The following is a 15,490-nucleotide window of genomic DNA, read 5'->3' on the forward strand; positions in this document are numbered from 1 at the left end:
GGAGTGCGGCACATGTCAAAAGGGCATTCGCTACAAGACCCTTACTTGAATACTTTACGTAAAGAGAAAGTGGGGGTTTCCATCTACCTGGTCAACGGTATCAAGCTGCAAGGCACGATCGAGTCGTTCGACCAGTTCGTGATCCTGCTGAAAAACACCGTCAGCCAGATGGTCTACAAGCACGCTATCTCGACAGTGGTTCCAGTTCGTCCAATCCGTCTGCCTAGCGCCGCCGGTGATGATGCAGCTGACGCTGAGCCAGGTAACGCCTGATAGGAGTCTCCTTTGTTCTTTGAGCGCCACGGTGGTGGTGAGCGAGTCATCCTCGTTCATTTGGATGGACAGGACCCTGAGGCGCGCGAAGATCCGCAGGAGTTTCAGGAGTTGGCAAATTCGGCCGGCGCCGAGACCGTTGCGTTTTTTAACGTGCCGCGTCATCGGCCAACCGCCAAATTCCTGATTGGCAGCGGCAAGGTCGAGGAACTGCGCGACCTGGTCCATGCCGAAGAAGCCGATCTGGTAATCTTCAATCACACCCTCACGCCCAGTCAGGAACGTAACCTCGAACGTGTATTCGAGTGTCGCGTGATCGACCGCACCGGTCTGATTCTCGATATTTTCGCCCAACGCGCCCGTACCCATGAGGGCAAGCTCCAGGTAGAACTGGCCCAGCTTGACCATATGAGCACCCGGCTGGTTCGCGGTTGGACTCACCTTGAGCGTCAGGGTGGCGGTATCGGCATGCGGGGGCCGGGTGAAACCCAGTTGGAAACCGACCGGCGCCTGCTGCGGGTTCGCCTGCGTCAGATCAAGGGCCGACTGGAGAAGGTGCGCAGCCAGCGCGAGCAATCGCGACGTGGCCGTTCGCGTGCCGATATCCCTACCGTATCGCTGGTGGGCTATACCAACGCCGGCAAGTCCACGCTGTTCAACAACGTGACCAAATCGGACGTGTACGCGGCTGACCAACTGTTCGCTACCCTCGACCCGACCTTGCGCCGTCTGGATATTGACGACCTGGGGCCGATTGTCCTGGCCGATACCGTGGGTTTCATTCGGCACCTGCCCCACAAGCTGGTCGAGGCATTTCGGTCTACGCTCGAAGAGTCGAGCAATTCCGACCTGTTGTTGCACGTGATCGATGCGGCCGAACCGGATCGCATGTTGCAGATTGAACAGGTGATGGTCGTGCTGGGTGAGATTGGTGCCCAGGACTTGCCGATCCTCGAGGTCTATAACAAACTCGATTTGCTTGAAGGCGTTGAGCCACAAATCCAGCGCGACGAGAACGGCAAGCCCCAGCGGGTCTGGCTGTCGGCGCGCGATGGCAGTGGTTTGGAGCTGCTTGAACAAGCCATTGCCGAATTGCTCGGCAGCGATTTGTTCGTCGGCACCTTGCGCTTGCCTCAGCGTTTTGCTCGACTGCGTGCACAGTTTTTCGAGCTGGGCGCGGTACAGAAAGAAGAACACGACGAAGAAGGTGTCAGCTTGCTGGCCGTTCGATTGCCGCGCTCGGAGCTCAATCGGCTGGTCAGCCGTGAAGGCGTAGTACCGACAGAGTTCATCGAACAACACACTTTGCAATAAAAGCCTCCGAAAGCGGTTGTGCCGCAGTAGCAGGCATTCTGTAGCATTGGTCGGCGCGCCGTGGGTGCGTCTTTGCTTTATCAGATGGAGAGCGCTATGGCTTGGAATGAGCCGGGTGGCAACTCGAATAATCAGGATCCTTGGGGTGGTAAGCGCCGCAATAATGGCGACCGCAAGGGGCCACCAGATCTCGACGAGGCCTTCCGAAAGCTGCAGGAAAGCCTGAATGGGTTGTTCGGTGGTGGAAAAAAACGTGGTGGTGATGAAGGTGGTCGCACCAGCAAGGGCGGCGGCTACGGCCTGCTGGGCCTGGGTCTTGTCGTGTTGGCGGCCGTATGGCTGTACAGCGCCGTATACGTCGTGGACGAGCAGGAGCAAGCCGTGGTGCTGCGCTTCGGCAAGTACTACGAGACTGTCGGTCCTGGCCTGAATATCTATTTCCCGCCGATCGACAAGAAGTACATGGAGAACGTCACGCGTGAGCGTGCCTACACCAAGCAGGGCCAGATGCTGACCGAAGACGAGAACATCGTCGAAGTGCCGCTGACCGTGCAGTACAAGATCAGCAACCTGCAGGACTTCGTGCTGAACGTTGATCAGCCGGAAATCAGCCTGCAACACGCAACCGAAAGCGCCCTGCGCCACGTGGTGGGTTCCACCGCCATGGACCAGGTGCTGACCGAAGGCCGTGAACTGATGGCCAGCGAAATCAAGGAGCGCCTGCAACGCTTCCTCGATACCTATCGCACCGGTATCACCGTCACCCAGGTGAACGTACAGAGCGCAGCGGCACCGCGTGAAGTGCAGGAAGCGTTCGACGACGTGATCCGCGCCCGTGAAGACGAACAGCGTTCGCGCAACCAGGCTGAAACCTACGCCAACGGCGTCGTGCCGGAAGCCCGTGGCCAGGCCCAGCGTATCCTTGAGGATGCCAACGGTTACCGTGACGAAGTGGTCTCCCGTGCCAAGGGTGAAGCGGATCGCTTTACCAAGCTGGTCGCCGAGTACCGGAAGGCGCCTGAAGTGACGCGTGAGCGTCTGTACCTGGACACCATGCAGGAAGTCTTCAGCAATACCAGCAAGGTCCTCGTGACCGGCAGCAAGGGTGGGCAGAACAACCTGCTGTACCTGCCGCTGGACAAGATGATCGAAGGTGGTCGCAGCAGCTCCAGTGCACCGTCCACCGGTTCCAATGCCGCTGCCAATGAAGCGAGCGCCCGTGCGGCCGCTGACTTGCTGCAACAGCAAACACGTACCAGGGAGAGTCGTTGATGAGCAATAAATCGCTGACCGCCCTGATTGTGGGCGTCGTCGTGGTCATCGCTGCCTGGAACTGCTTCTACATCGTGGCTCAGACCGAGCGTGCGGTGCTGCTGCAATTCGGTCGCGTGGTCCAGGCGGATGTCCAGCCGGGCCTGCATGTGAAAGTCCCCTACGTCAACCAGGTGCGCAAGTTCGACGCCCGCCTGATGACCCTGGATGCACCGACACAGCGCTTCCTGACCCTAGAAAAGAAAGCCGTGATGGTTGACGCCTACGCCAAGTGGCGCGTCAAGGACGCCGAGCGCTTCTACACTGCGACCTCCGGCCTCAAGCAGATTGCCGACGAGCGTTTGTCGCGTCGTCTGGAATCGGGCCTGCGTGACCAGTTTGGTAAGCGCACCCTGCACGAGGTGGTGTCTGGTGAACGTGATGCGCTGATGGCGGATATCACCCGTTCGTTGAACACGATGGCGGAAAAAGAGCTGGGCATCGAAGTTGTCGATGTTCGGGTCAAGGCCATCGATTTGCCGAAGGAAGTGAACCGCAGCGTGTTCGAGCGCATGAGCACCGAGCGTGAGCGTGAGGCCCGTGAGCACCGTGCCAAGGGTAACGAGCTGGCTGAAGGTATCCGTGCGGATGCCGACCGTCAGCGTCGTGTACTGCTGGCAGAAGCCTATCGCGAGTCTGAAGAGGCCCGTGGTGACGGTGATGCTCAAGCTGCGGCGATCTACGCCAAGGCTTATGGCCAGGACCAGGAGTTCTACGCGTTCTACCGTAGCCTGCGTGCCTACCGTGAAAGCTTCGCGAACAAAACCGACGTCATGGTGCTGGACCCAAGCAGCGACTTCTTCCGCTACCTGGAAAAGTCCAAGTAACCAGCCGTGATTTTGTAGGACGAGCTCCGTCGGGCGGCTAAAACGCCTGGCGGGGTGATCCTTTCAGAAAACGGGTGTATGATGCGGCAGCCGGGAAATTCCCGGCTTTTTTGCGTCTGCATGTTTGATTCGGCAGGCGTGACAGGTTTTTCGAGGAAAGTGCCCGACGAGGCCGTTAACAGGTCGTTCGTCACGTCGCTCTTGCGCGTGGTTTATGCAGGGGGCGGGTATTTTCTGCTTCACTCAAGGCTCGGCCGAGGGCTGGCCGCCCGGATCATAGGGGAATGGCGTAATGGCAACGGTAGACCGCTGGCTGCTGCCAGATGGCATCGAAGAAGTACTGCCACCAGAAGCTGCGCGCATTGAAGTAGCGCGTCGCCAGGTGTTGGATCTGTTCCAGAGCTGGGGTTACGAGTTTGTCGTGACCCCCCATATCGAGTACCTGGAATCCCTGCTGACCGGCGCGGGCCAGGACCTGGATCTGCGCACCTTCAAGGTCATCGACCCGCAATCGGGCCGGCAAATGGGGTTCCGTGCCGACATCACGCCGCAAGTGGCGCGCATCGATGCGCACACCCTGCGCCGCGAAGGCCCGAGCCGCCTGTGCTACGCCGGCAGCGTGCTGCATGCTCAACCGCGTGCCTTGTCGTCCTCCCGCAGCCCGATCCAATTGGGCGCGGAGTTGTACGGTGATGCCAGCCCGAGCAGCGACGTTGAAGTGATCAGCCTGATGCTGGCCATGCTGCAACTGGCTGATGTGCCAGATGTCCACATGGACCTCGGTCACGTGGGTATCTACCGTGGCCTGGCCCGTGCGGCCGGTTTGTCCGGTGAAGCCGAGCAACAGCTGTTCGATGCCCTGCAGCGCAAGGCGATCGATGAAATCATCGCCTTGACCGCTGGGGTGCCTGCGGATCTGGCCGAGATGCTGCGTGCACTGGTCAACCTGTGTGGCGGCCGTGAAGTGCTGGTGGCTGCACGTGAACGCCTGGCCAAGGCGCCGGCGCCGGTATTGGCTGCACTGGATGACCTGCTGGCGATTGCTGAGCGGTTGTCGGCGCGGTTCCCGCAGTTGCCGCTGTATTTTGATTTGGGCGAGCTGCGCGGTTACCACTACCACACCGGTGTGGTGTTCGCGGTGTTTGTGCCGGGTGTTGGCCAGGCCATCGCCCAAGGTGGTCGCTACGACGACATCGGCGCCGACTTCGGTCGTGCGCGTCCGGCCACCGGATTTTCCACCGATTTGAAAACCCTGGTGACCCTGGGGCGTGCTGAGGTCGAGCTGCCGTCTGGTGGCATCTGGATGCCCGACAGTACGGACGCAGCACTCTGGCAGCAGGTTTGCCAGTTGCGCAGTGAGGGTCAGCGTGTTGTCCAGGCATTGCCTGGGCAGCCATTGGCCGCCGCCCGTGAAGCGGACTGCGACCGGCAATTGATTCTGCAGAACGGGCTTTGGCAAGTATCGCCACTGGCTTCTTGAGTTTTCCTGCCGGCCATCGCCGGCACCAAGTTTGCGCGAATGAGGACAAGTGTTATGGGTAAGAATGTCGTAGTCCTGGGCACCCAATGGGGTGATGAGGGCAAAGGCAAGATCGTTGATCTGCTGACCGAACATGCTGCCGCCGTAGTGCGCTACCAAGGCGGTCACAACGCTGGCCACACCCTGGTCATCGATGGCGAAAAAACCGTCTTGCACCTGATCCCATCGGGCGTCCTGCGCGAAGGCGTGCAGTGCCTGATCGGCAACGGCGTCGTGGTTGCGCCGGATGCCCTGCTGCGTGAGATCACCAAGCTGGAAGAGAAAGGCGTACCGGTGCGCGAGCGCCTGCGTATCAGCCCGTCCTGCCCGCTGATCCTGTCCTTCCACGTCGCGCTGGACCAGGCCCGTGAAAAGGCCCGTGGCGAGCTGAAGATCGGTACCACCGGTCGCGGCATCGGCCCGGCCTACGAAGACAAGGTCGCACGTCGTGGCCTGCGTGTGGGCGACCTGCTCAACATGCCGCGCTTTGAAGACAAGCTGCGTGAACTGGTGGATTACCACAACTTCATGCTGGTGGGTTACTACAAAGAGCCAGCCATCGAATTCGACAAGACCCTGGCCGAGTGCAAGGAATACGCTGAGCTGCTCAAGCCGCTGATGCTGGATGTGACCGCCGAGCTGCACGACCTGCGTCGCGCCGGCAAGGACATCATGTTCGAAGGCGCCCAGGGTTCGTTGCTGGACATCGACCACGGTACCTACCCGTACGTGACCAGCTCCAACACCACTGCTGGCGGCGTTGCTACCGGTTCGGGCGTTGGTCCTATGTTCCTGGACTACATCCTCGGCATCACCAAGGCCTACACCACCCGTGTAGGTTCGGGCCCGTTCCCGACCGAACTGTTCGACGAAGTCGGTGCTCACCTGGCCAAGCAAGGTCACGAATTCGGCGCGACTACCGGCCGTGCTCGTCGCTGTGGCTGGTTCGACGCCGTTATCCTGCGTCGCGCGATCGATGTGAACAGCATCTCGGGCATCTGCTTCACCAAGCTGGATGTACTCGACGGCCTGGAAACCATCAACATCTGCGTCGGCTACAAAGATGCCGAAGGCAAGGACGTTGCCCCGGTTGACGCCGACAGCTACGTGGGCCTGCAGCCTGTGTACGAAGAAGTGCCGGGCTGGAGCGAGTCGACCGTGGGTGCCAAGACCCTGGAAGAGTTGCCAGCCAATGCCCGTGCCTACATCAAGCGCGTTGAAGAGCTGATCGGTGCGCCGATTGACATTATTTCGACGGGCCCGGATCGCAACGAGACCATCGTTCTGCGTCACCCGTTCGCTTAATAAGCTATTGATGTAAAAAGCAAAGGGCTCCTTCGGGAGCCCTTTGTCGTATCTGCATGCCAAGCGGCACGACCCTTGCTATGTTTCTTTCTTTCGCGGTGCTATCAAATTAATGGCACCCGTGATGGAGGGATTCCCGATGTCTGCCGTTCTCTCATTGTTACAAAGCCGTCTGTTGCGGCCGGTGTTCGTTACCCTAGGTATCGCTCTTTTGGTGCAAGTGCTGGTGGCGGTCGCTCTCACCCGGAGCACAGTCACGGCGCTGGAGGCCGATTTAGGCAATCGCCTGGGCATCGACAGCCAGAAGCTGTCCGGTGAACTGGCCCAGGCCGGCAAGGAAGTCACGTCGAGCCTGGACAGCTTGTCCACCAGTACCCGTCAGCGTCTGACCGCCGGGCTTTCCGAGCGCCTGCAGGCAGAGCAGAAACAGTTGCGTGCGACTCTGGAAAAAGACCTGCAAGACTCCGCCAACGATATGGCGCAACTGCTGGCCTCGGTGGCGCCCCGCGCCATGTGGGACAGCGATGTGCCAACGCTGTCCGAGTTTGCCCGGCGCGCCCAGCGCAATCCCAACGTGCTGTTCGTGGTCTATGACGACGCGGCGGGTGAGCACCTGACTCGTTATCTGAATCGCGAAAATCCGATCAACAAGGCGTTGCTGGAAAAAGGCCAAGGCGATCGCGCCCTGGACAAGGTCCTGAATGCCGCGAAGAACGATCCTTCGGTGTTCTACGTCGAGGCGTCCATCAGCCCTAACGGCGTGGAGATTGGCAAGGTGCTCATGGGGGTGTCGACCGCGTCGGTCGAGGCCGATCTGCAAGCGCTGGACAAGCGTTTTGCCGCACTGATAGCCAGCGGTGATCAGTTGGTCGGCGACAGCCTCAAAGGTGCCGCGGCGGATAGCGCGGCGGCCATGGGCGCTCGCCTGCAGTCGGCGCAAGCCACTGCGACCCAGATGACCGTCAACACCACCGGCGCCGTGCAGGAGGCTGCCGGCACCTTGCGTTGGCGCATCGGTATGGGGCTGGCGCTGGTCGGTTTCGGCGTATTGCTGCTGATCGCCGTGGTTCTCGGTCGTCGTGTGGTCAATCGCCTGAAACTGCTTATCGCGGCCATGGATGACCTGGCAGCAGGCGAGGGCGACCTCACCAAGCGCGTGCAGATCAACAGCAAGGACGAAATCGGCGACATGGCCTCGGCGGTCAATCGCTTTGTGGATAAGTTGCAACCCATCGTGCGCGAGGCGGGCGATGTGGCCCAGCGTACCGGCGTGGAAATCGGCGCCATGACCTTGCGCAATGCCGGCGCCGATGCGGCCGCTGGCTTGCAGCGTGATGAGGTGGCGGAGAGTTTGCGCGCGCTGTCGCAAATGGCCGACGAGGCCCAGGCCGAAAGCCACGCCATGCAGGCGGCGTTGCAGCAGGTGGTGGATATTCGTCAGGCGACGGACGAGAACTCGCGCACGTCGGCCGAAGTTGGCAGTTTGATCGAGGCGTTGGCGGGGCAGGTCCAGGCCGGGTCCCAGGTTATCGAGCGCCTGGCCCAGCAAAGCGAGCAGATCGAAGTGGTGCTGACGGTCATCCATGGTATCGCCGAGCAGACCAACCTGCTGGCGCTCAACGCGGCCATTGAAGCCGCGCGTGCGGGCGAGACCGGGCGGGGCTTTGCGGTGGTGGCGGACGAAGTACGCGCGTTGGCCAGTAAGACCCAAAGTTCTACCGGCGATATCCAGGCGCATATCGTCGCGTTGCAGCAGGGCGCGCGGGAGGCAGTGGAAACCATCGGCAAGGCCGGGCGCCAGGCCAGCGAAGGTTTGCTGGTGCTGCGCGACAGCGTGCGCTTGCAGCAGACGGTGCAGGCCTCGGTGGAGCAGGTGCATGCAGCGATTGGTCTGGCGACCCGCGCCGCCGAGCATCAGGCCCAGGGCGCCCATGCGGTACGAGGCCGGGTCGAGGTGATCCATGCCCAGGCCGAGCGTGCGGCGCAGGCGGTGGTGGAGACTACCGCCAGTGGCAAGGTGCTGGATGGGTTGGCGGCGCAGTTGAAGGCGAGCTTGGGGCAGTTCCGGGCTTAGCGTCGTCTGTTCTGGTCTCATCGGGGGCATGCCCCCGATAGCGATCTCAGCGGCTCAAGTACATCCGAGTTGTCAGCAGATAGACCGGCAACCCCGACACCACTATCAACAACGCCGCATAAGGCGCCGCCGCCGCAAACTCCACATTCGAGGTGTGCGCCCACACGGCAGTCGCCAAGGTATTCAGCCCGGTGGGGCTGAGCAGCAACGTCGCCGTCAATTCCTTCATGGCGTCCAGGAACACCAGCGCAAATGCCGCACCCAATGCCGGAAAAATAATCGGCAGCGTCACTCGGCAAAACGCACTGAACGACGATGCCCCCAGCGTGCGCGCAGCCTCTTCCAGCTGCGGTGCGGCTTTGTTCAAGGCCGTGCGGATCGGCGCCTGGGCCAATGGAAGAAACAACAACCCATAGGCGATCAGCAGCAACGCCGAGGTCTGGTACAGCGCCGGCACGTAATGCAGGGCGAAATACACCAGTGTCAACGCAATCACCAGGCCGGGCAGGGCGTGCAGCAGGTACGGCAGGCGCTCGGCCCAGATTGCCAGTCGGCCCTTGTAGCGCACCACCAGCAGCCCCACCGGTACCGCCAGCGCCAGGCACAGCGCCGCGCCCCCCAGCGACAGCGCCAGGGAGGACAGCAATGCCTCGCCAATCTCGGCCACTGGAAATGCCGCCGATGAACCCACCGCCAGCCAATAGCCGAGCATGCCCAAGGGGATGCCGCTGCCGATGATCGCCAGCGCCAGGCAATACAGCTGGCCCAGTGGCGCCCACTTGCCCAAGCGAACCTGCGCCGCATGCCGCGCCGCGCCCTGGCCGATGCGCACGTGCCGGCCCTTGCCGCGCACGCGCAGTTCCAGCCACAGCAGGGTCAGGCACATCACCAGCAATACCGCCGAAAGCATCGCGGCATTGGCATTGCTGAACTCCAGTTCGAATTGCTGGTAGATCGCGGTGGTGAAGGTTTGCAGGCCGATGATCGACAGCGCGCCGAACTCCACCAGCATATGCAGGGCAATCAGCAGTGCCCCGGCCAGCAGCGACGGCCACAGCAAGGGCAGGGTGATCCGCAGGAATATGCCCCAGCGATTCAGCCCCAGGGTGCGGGCCGATTCTTCAAGGGAAGGGTCCAGGTTGCGCAAGGTTGCGGCCACTGGCAAAAACACCAGCGGGTATTTGGACAGGGTCATCACCAGGATCGCGCCGCCGAGCCCTTCGAAGTTGGCGCTCAGGGATACCCAGGTGAAGCTGCTGACAAACGCCGGCACCGCGAACGGCAGGCACAGGACCACGCCCCAGAGGCGGCGCCCTGGCAGATTGCTGCGTTCCAGCAGCCAGGCCAGGGACAGGCCGATCACGCCGCACGCCACCGTCACGCCGACCATCAGCGCCAAGGTATTGCGCAGCAGCCCGAACACATAGGGGCGCCAGAGCAGATGCACCGCCTGCTCCCAGCCCGCCTGCCAGGCCTTCAGCCCGACATACACCAGTGGCAATAGGCTCAGGCCAACCAGTAGCAGGACGGGGAGCAGCAGCCAGATCGAAGGGCGCTTGCGGCGCGGGCTGAACCCCCCGCGCAGGGCGGGTGTGGGTAGCGATGGGTTCATCAGTTCAAGCCAACCTCACGTTCCAGGTCCAGGGCTTCTTCTGCGTTGCCCAGGTCGGCAGGCGTGACTTTCGGCGGCTGCAGTTCGCTGAAGGGCTTAAGGCCGCGGTTGGATTCCATGCCTTTGCGCAGCGGGTACTCGGCCGAGGTAGTGGTAATCACGCGCTGGCCTTCTTCGCTGGCCATGAACGCCAGCAGTTGCTGGGCTTCTTTGGGATGCTTGCTGGATTTCAGCGCGGCCGCCGAAGACACGGTGATCAGGCCGCCGGCATCGCCATCGGTGAAGTAGTGCAGTTGGGAATCGAGGTTGGTTTTTTCTTTCTTCAGGGCAAACCAGTAGTAGTTGTTCACCAGAACGGTGGCTACTTCGCCGTTTTCCACGGCCTTCAGGGCGACCATGTTGTTGCTGTACACCTTGCCGAAGGCACGCAGGCCGGTCAGCCATTCTTCGGCGGCTTCACGGCCGTGCAGCTTGATGATCGCCACGGCCTGTTCCTGGAAGGCGCCGCTGGTAGGTACAAAGCCGACCTTGCCTTGCCACTCGGGGCCGGCGAAATCCAATACCGACTTGGGCAGGTCTTTCTCGGCAATCAGTTTGGGGTTGAAGGCTACGACGCGGGTGCGTGCGGTCACGCCCATCCAGTCGCCGTTACGGCCCACGTAATCCTTGGGCAGCACGTCGAGCGTGCCTGCATCGATCTTGGCCAGCAGGCCTTGCTCGCCAAGTTTGTTCAATGGCGGCGATTCTTCGGTGTAGATCACGTCGGCAGGGGAGCGGTCGCCTTCCTCCACGACTTGGCTGGCCAGTTGGTTACTGCTGCCCTTGCGTACGTTGACGTGAATGCCGGTCCTGGCTTCGAAGGCCTTGGCGAGTTCATCGCCGACTTCTTTGTGTTGGCCGTTGTACAGGGTCAGGGAGACTTTGTCGGCGGAGTAGGCGGCGGGGGAGAGTAGGGTCAGGCCGAGCAGAGTGATGGTCAGGCCACGCAGAAGGGATGTCTTGAGACGGGTATCGCGGATCATCATCCGGGGTTTTCCTCACTTGAGTGCAACAAATCATTGCAAGGATAAACGATAAAACTTCTCAAGTGCGCCGAAGAGGGGAAATTGCTGGTGGAGTTTTCAAACCCCGGAAACGAAAAAACCCGCTTTCGCGGGTTTGATCTGAATTTGGTGCCCAGGAGAAGACTCGAACTTCCACGACCTTGCGATCACCAGCACCTGAAGCTGGCGTGTCTACCAATTTCACCACCTGGGCATTATCAAGCAACGTTGCCGCTGTTGATGGGGCGAACTATACGGCGGGCTTTTTAATCTGTAAACCCCTGATTCGAAAAATATAAATCGATTTTCTCGTTAAAAATCAGAAGCCTGAAACGAAAAAACCCGCTTTCGCGGGTTTGATCTGAATTTGGTGCCCAGGAGAAGACTCGAACTTCCACGACCTTGCGATCACCAGCACCTGAAGCTGGCGTGTCTACCAATTTCACCACCTGGGCAACATCAACAACGTTGCCGTCGTCGATGGCGCGCACTATACGGAGCAGTTTTTTAGCTGTAAACCCCCGCTATGAAAAAAACCTGGAAAATTTCGCCAATGGTCGTGCAAGGTGCGCGGCGAGGGCTGTAAAAGGCTTTTAAACGCTTGTTGATGTCTGAAATTTCCCGTTTCAATACGCGTATGCCAAACTAACCCGCATATAGACAAGGTGAAAAATCTCTAATGGCCGATTGGCAGTCCCTCGATCCCGAGGCCGCTCGTGAAGCGGAAAAATATGAAAACCCTATTCCTAGCCGCGAACTGATCCTGGCGCACCTCGCCGATCGGGGTTCGCCTGCTAGCCGTGAGCAGCTGGTCGAAGAGTTCGGTCTGACCACCGAAGACCAGCTCGAAGCCCTGCGCCGCCGCCTGCGTGCCATGGAGCGCGATGCTCAACTGATCTACACCCGCCGTGGCACCTATGCACCTGTGGATAAGCTCGACCTGATCCTCGGCCGCATTGCAGGCCACCGTGACGGCTTCGGCTTCCTGATCCCGGATGATGGCAGTGATGACCTGTTCATGAGCCCGGCGCAAATGCGCCTGGTGTTCGATGGCGACCGTGCCCTGGCGCGGGTTTCCGGCCTGGACCGTCGCGGTCGCCGTGAAGGCGTGATCGTCGAAGTGGTGTCCCGTGCCCACGAGTCCATCGTCGGCCGCTACTTCGAAGAAGGCGGTATCGGCTTTGTTGTGCCGGATAACCCGAAGGTCCAGCAGGAAGTGCTGATCACCCCGGGCCGCAATGGCGCTGCCAAGGTCGGTCAGTTCGTCGAGGTGAAAATCACCCACTGGCCCACTGCGCGCTTCCAGCCCCAGGGCGATATTGTTGAAGTGGTCGGCAACTACATGGCGCCGGGCATGGAAATCGACGTCGCGCTGCGCACCTACGATATTCCTCACGTCTGGCCTGAGGCTGTGCTCAAGGAAGCCGCCAAGCTCAAGCCGGAAGTCGAAGAGAAGGACAAGGAAAAACGCATCGACCTGCGCCATCTGCCGTTCGTCACCATTGACGGTGAAGATGCCCGCGACTTCGACGATGCGGTCTACTGCGAAGCCAAGCCCGGCAAGCTGCGCCTGTTCTCCGGCGGCTGGAAGTTGTTCGTCGCGATTGCCGACGTTTCCAGCTATGTGAAGATCGGCTCGGCCCTGGATAACGAGGCCCAGGTACGCGGCAACTCCGTGTATTTCCCTGAGCGCGTGATCCCGATGCTGCCTGAGCAGCTGTCCAATGGCCTTTGCTCCCTGAACCCGAAAGTCGACCGTTTGGCCATGGTTTGCGAGATGACTATCTCGAAAACCGGCGAAATGACCGATTACCAGTTCTATGAAGCGGTGATCCACTCCCAGGCGCGCCTGACCTACAACAAGGTCAGCACCATCCTGGAACAGCCGAAAACCAGCGAAGCCAAGGCTTTGCGTGGTGAGTACGGGCATGTGGTGCCGCACCTCAAGCAGCTGTACGCGTTGTACAAAGTGTTGCTGGGTGCCCGTCATGTGCGTGGCGCGATCGATTTTGAAACCCAGGAAACCCGGATTGTCTTCGGTTCCGAGCGCAAGATCGCCGCGATCACCCCGACCACCCGTAACGATGCGCACAAGCTGATCGAGGAATGCATGCTGGCGGCCAACGTGGCCACCGCTGAATTCCTGAAAAAGCACGAAATCCCTGCGCTCTACCGTGTGCACGATGGTCCGCCACCGGAGCGCCTGGAAAAACTGCGCGCGTTCCTCGGCGAGCTGGGCCTGTCCCTGCACAAAGGCAAGGACGGCCCGACGCCGAAGGACTACCAGGCACTGCTGGCCAGCATCAAGGACCGTCCGGATTACCACGTGATCCAGACCGTGATGCTGCGCTCCCTGAGCCAGGCGGTGTACAGCGCCGATAACCAGGGCCACTTCGGCCTGAATTACGAGGCGTATACCCACTTCACCTCGCCGATTCGCCGTTATCCGGACTTGCTCACGCACCGCGCAATCCGCAGCGTGATCCATTCCAAGCAGAACACCCCGCACGTCAAGCGCGCGGGTGCCATGACCATTCCGAAGGCGCGGATCTACCCGTACGACGAAGCGGCCCTGGAACAGTTGGGCGAGCAGTGCTCCATGAGCGAGCGCCGCGCCGACGAAGCCACCCGCGACGTGGTGAACTGGCTCAAGTGCGAGTTCATGAAGGACCGCGTGGGCGAGTCGTTCCCAGGCGTGATCACCGCCGTGACCGGCTTTGGCCTGTTCGTCGAGCTGACCGACATCTACGTCGAAGGCCTGGTGCACGTCACCGCCTTGCCGGGTGACTACTACCACTTCGACCCTGTGCACCACCGCCTGGCGGGCGAGCGTACCGGTCGCAGCTTCCGTTTGGGCGATACCGTGGAAGTGCAGGTCATGCGCGTCGATCTCGACGAGCGCAAGATCGACTTTGGCATGCCTGACAAGCCCGCCGAAGCGCCGGGCCGTAAAAAGCGTGGCAGCGAAACGACCGCGCCTGCAAGCAAAGGCAAAGGCGCTCCCGCCAAAGCGGCAGTGGCAGAGCCCGCTCCAGCCAAGGCCGGGCGCCGTCCTGCAGCCAAGGACAAAGCGCCCGAGGCCTACCGCCCAAGCGACGCGGCGGCGAAAAACGCCGAACTGCGCAAGAGCCGTGAGTTGAAGCAGCAGTTGCTCAACGAAGCCAAAAGCGGTGGTAAAGCGGCGTCTGGGGGAAAGTCCCAAGGGGCGGAAAAGCCGTCGAGCAAGCCCAGTAAACACCGTAAAGGCCCGCCAAAAGCGGGTTCGGCCCCCGCGAAAAGCGGCGGGTCGCGCAAACCTAAGGCCAAGTCATGAGTCTGGAAAAAATCTACGGCGTCCACGCCGTAGAAGCACTGCTGCGTCACCACCCTAAGCGCGTCAAGCAAGTGTGGCTGGCCGAAGGCCGTAGCGAGCCGCGCGTACAGGCGTTGGTCGAGCTGGCCAACCAAAACAAAGTCGCCATCGGCCAGGCCGAACGGCGTGAAATGGACGTGTGGGTCGAAGGCGTTCACCAAGGTGTGGTGGCGGACGTGAGTCCGAGCCAGGTCTGGGGCGAAGCGATGCTCGATGAGCTGCTCGACCGTACCGAAGGTGCACCGCTGCTGCTGGTGCTGGACGGCGTGACCGATCCGCACAACCTCGGCGCGTGCCTGCGTTCGGCCGATGCTGCGGGTGCGCTGGCGGTGATTGTGCCGAAGGACAAGTCGGCTACCTTGACGCCGGTGGTGCGTAAAGTCGCCTGTGGCGCGGCGGAAGTGATTCCGCTGGTGGCCGTGACCAACCTGGCGCGCACCCTGGAGAAACTCCAGCAGCGCGGCCTGTGGGTCGTGGGCACGGCGGGAGAGGCCGAGGTCAGCATTTATGACCAGGACCTCACCGGTCCGACCATCCTCATCATGGGGGCCGAAGGCAAGGGCATGCGTCGCCTGACCCGTGAACATTGCGATTATCTGGTGCACCTGCCGATGGCCGGTAGCGTCAGCAGCCTGAACGTGTCGGTTGCGACCGGCGTTTGCCTGTTTGAGGCCCAGCGTCAGCGTGGTGCCAAGGCCAAGGCGAAGAAGTAACTCCAAGCCTGGCGTAGAACCAACATGTGGGAGGGGGCTGTCCCCTCCCACATTTGCTTTTTTGGTGCCTGGGCGATTGTTCAAATAATCACCAATCACCTTGCGCCCGTTCTTCCCCTTCTCTACAATTGCGCCCCTTGCCTTCCT

The 15,490-nt window shown here is 61.0% G+C and carries 11 protein-coding genes and 2 tRNA genes; 9 read left to right on the plus strand and 4 right to left on the minus strand.

Annotation, left to right across the window (positions count from 1 at the left end):
* Nucleotides 1–12 precede the first annotated feature (12 nt).
* The 7 genes from hfq to NIBR502773_RS18080 all read left to right on the plus strand — a co-directional run bounded on the left by hfq (nt 13) and on the right by NIBR502773_RS18080 (nt 8,623).
* A complete protein-coding gene (gene hfq, locus NIBR502773_RS18050; protein ID WP_003171355.1) occupies nt 13–273 on the plus strand; it encodes an RNA chaperone Hfq in 261 nt (86 codons plus the stop codon).
* Between the two features lie 12 nt (nt 274–285).
* Nucleotides 286–1,587: a ribosome rescue GTPase HflX gene (gene hflX, locus NIBR502773_RS18055; protein WP_027604899.1), complete on the plus strand. Its 1,302-nt coding sequence runs from the start codon at nt 286–288 to the stop codon at nt 1,585–1,587.
* 96 nt (nt 1,588–1,683) lie between these two features.
* A complete protein-coding gene (gene hflK / locus NIBR502773_RS18060) occupies nt 1,684–2,859 on the plus strand; it encodes an FtsH protease activity modulator HflK (protein ID WP_065925625.1) in 1,176 nt (391 codons plus the stop codon).
* A complete protein-coding gene (gene hflC, locus NIBR502773_RS18065) occupies nt 2,859–3,725 on the plus strand; it encodes a protease modulator HflC (RefSeq protein WP_010213607.1) in 867 nt (288 codons plus the stop codon). Before hflK ends, hflC begins: the two co-directional genes overlap by 1 nt.
* Before the next feature lie 292 nt (nt 3,726–4,017).
* Nucleotides 4,018–5,205 carry an ATP phosphoribosyltransferase regulatory subunit gene (locus tag NIBR502773_RS18070; protein WP_141156601.1) on the plus strand — a complete coding sequence of 396 codons (1,188 nt, stop codon included), beginning with the start codon at nt 4,018–4,020 and terminating at the stop codon, nt 5,203–5,205.
* A gap of 54 nt (nt 5,206–5,259) precedes the next feature.
* On the plus strand, nt 5,260–6,549 hold the full coding sequence (locus NIBR502773_RS18075; protein ID WP_027604896.1) for an adenylosuccinate synthase: 1,290 nt from the start codon (nt 5,260–5,262) through the stop codon (nt 6,547–6,549).
* A gap of 139 nt (nt 6,550–6,688) precedes the next feature.
* On the plus strand, nt 6,689–8,623 hold the full coding sequence (locus tag NIBR502773_RS18080) for a methyl-accepting chemotaxis protein (RefSeq protein WP_141156602.1): 1,935 nt from the start codon (nt 6,689–6,691) through the stop codon (nt 8,621–8,623).
* Nucleotides 8,624–8,669: 46 nt separating this feature from the next.
* Here the strand turns inward: NIBR502773_RS18080 and NIBR502773_RS18085 are convergent, their stop codons facing one another.
* The 4 genes from NIBR502773_RS18085 to NIBR502773_RS18100 all read right to left on the minus strand — a co-directional run bounded on the left by NIBR502773_RS18085 (nt 8,670) and on the right by NIBR502773_RS18100 (nt 11,733).
* Nucleotides 8,670–10,235 (minus strand): iron ABC transporter permease, encoded by a 1,566-nt coding sequence (locus NIBR502773_RS18085; protein ID WP_141156603.1) that lies wholly within the window; start codon nt 10,233–10,235, stop codon nt 8,670–8,672.
* On the minus strand, nt 10,235–11,260 hold the full coding sequence (locus NIBR502773_RS18090; protein WP_065925621.1) for an iron ABC transporter substrate-binding protein: 1,026 nt from the start codon (nt 11,258–11,260) through the stop codon (nt 10,235–10,237). Before NIBR502773_RS18090 ends, NIBR502773_RS18085 begins: the two co-directional genes overlap by 1 nt.
* A gap of 145 nt (nt 11,261–11,405) precedes the next feature.
* Nucleotides 11,406–11,492 (minus strand) — tRNA-Leu (locus tag NIBR502773_RS18095).
* 154 nt (nt 11,493–11,646) lie between these two features.
* Nucleotides 11,647–11,733: transfer RNA gene (locus NIBR502773_RS18100), tRNA-Leu, on the minus strand.
* A 224-nt stretch (nt 11,734–11,957) separates the two neighbouring features.
* Here NIBR502773_RS18100 and rnr point away from each other — a divergent pair.
* Together rnr and rlmB are read left to right on the plus strand one after the other, a co-directional pair.
* Complete coding sequence (gene rnr, locus NIBR502773_RS18105; RefSeq protein ID WP_065947127.1) at nt 11,958–14,591, plus strand: ribonuclease R; 2,634 nt, start codon at nt 11,958–11,960, stop codon at nt 14,589–14,591.
* Entirely contained in the window at nt 14,588–15,343 is a 756-nt protein-coding gene (gene rlmB / locus NIBR502773_RS18110) for a 23S rRNA (guanosine(2251)-2'-O)-methyltransferase RlmB (RefSeq protein WP_003217493.1), read from the plus strand. The genes rnr and rlmB overlap by 4 nt, the downstream gene beginning before the upstream one ends.
* Nucleotides 15,344–15,490: the final 147 nt, after the last annotated feature.

This window comes from Pseudomonas sp. NIBRBAC000502773, assembly GCF_006517195.1.
In the GTDB taxonomy this organism is placed as follows: Bacteria; Pseudomonadota; Gammaproteobacteria; order Pseudomonadales; family Pseudomonadaceae; genus Aquipseudomonas; species Aquipseudomonas marginalis.

Bases quoted from the DNA above. Each gene is read 5' to 3' on its own strand.
- hfq (WP_003171355.1), top strand. From the start codon at position 13: ATGTCAAAAGGGCATTCGCTACAAGACCCTTACTTGAATACTTTACGT.
- hflK (WP_065925625.1), top strand. From the start codon at position 1,684: ATGGCTTGGAATGAGCCGGGTGGCAACTCGAATAATCAGGATCCTTGG.
- hflC (WP_010213607.1), top strand. From the start codon at position 2,859: ATGAGCAATAAATCGCTGACCGCCCTGATTGTGGGCGTCGTCGTGGTC.
- NIBR502773_RS18070 (WP_141156601.1), top strand. From the start codon at position 4,018: ATGGCAACGGTAGACCGCTGGCTGCTGCCAGATGGCATCGAAGAAGTA.
- NIBR502773_RS18075 (WP_027604896.1), top strand. From the start codon at position 5,260: ATGGGTAAGAATGTCGTAGTCCTGGGCACCCAATGGGGTGATGAGGGC.
- NIBR502773_RS18080 (WP_141156602.1), top strand. From the start codon at position 6,689: ATGTCTGCCGTTCTCTCATTGTTACAAAGCCGTCTGTTGCGGCCGGTG.
- NIBR502773_RS18085 (WP_141156603.1), bottom strand. From the start codon at position 10,235: ATGAACCCATCGCTACCCACACCCGCCCTGCGCGGGGGGTTCAGCCCG.
- NIBR502773_RS18090 (WP_065925621.1), bottom strand. From the start codon at position 11,260: ATGATGATCCGCGATACCCGTCTCAAGACATCCCTTCTGCGTGGCCTG.
- rnr (WP_065947127.1), top strand. From the start codon at position 11,958: ATGGCCGATTGGCAGTCCCTCGATCCCGAGGCCGCTCGTGAAGCGGAA.
- rlmB (WP_003217493.1), top strand. From the start codon at position 14,588: ATGAGTCTGGAAAAAATCTACGGCGTCCACGCCGTAGAAGCACTGCTG.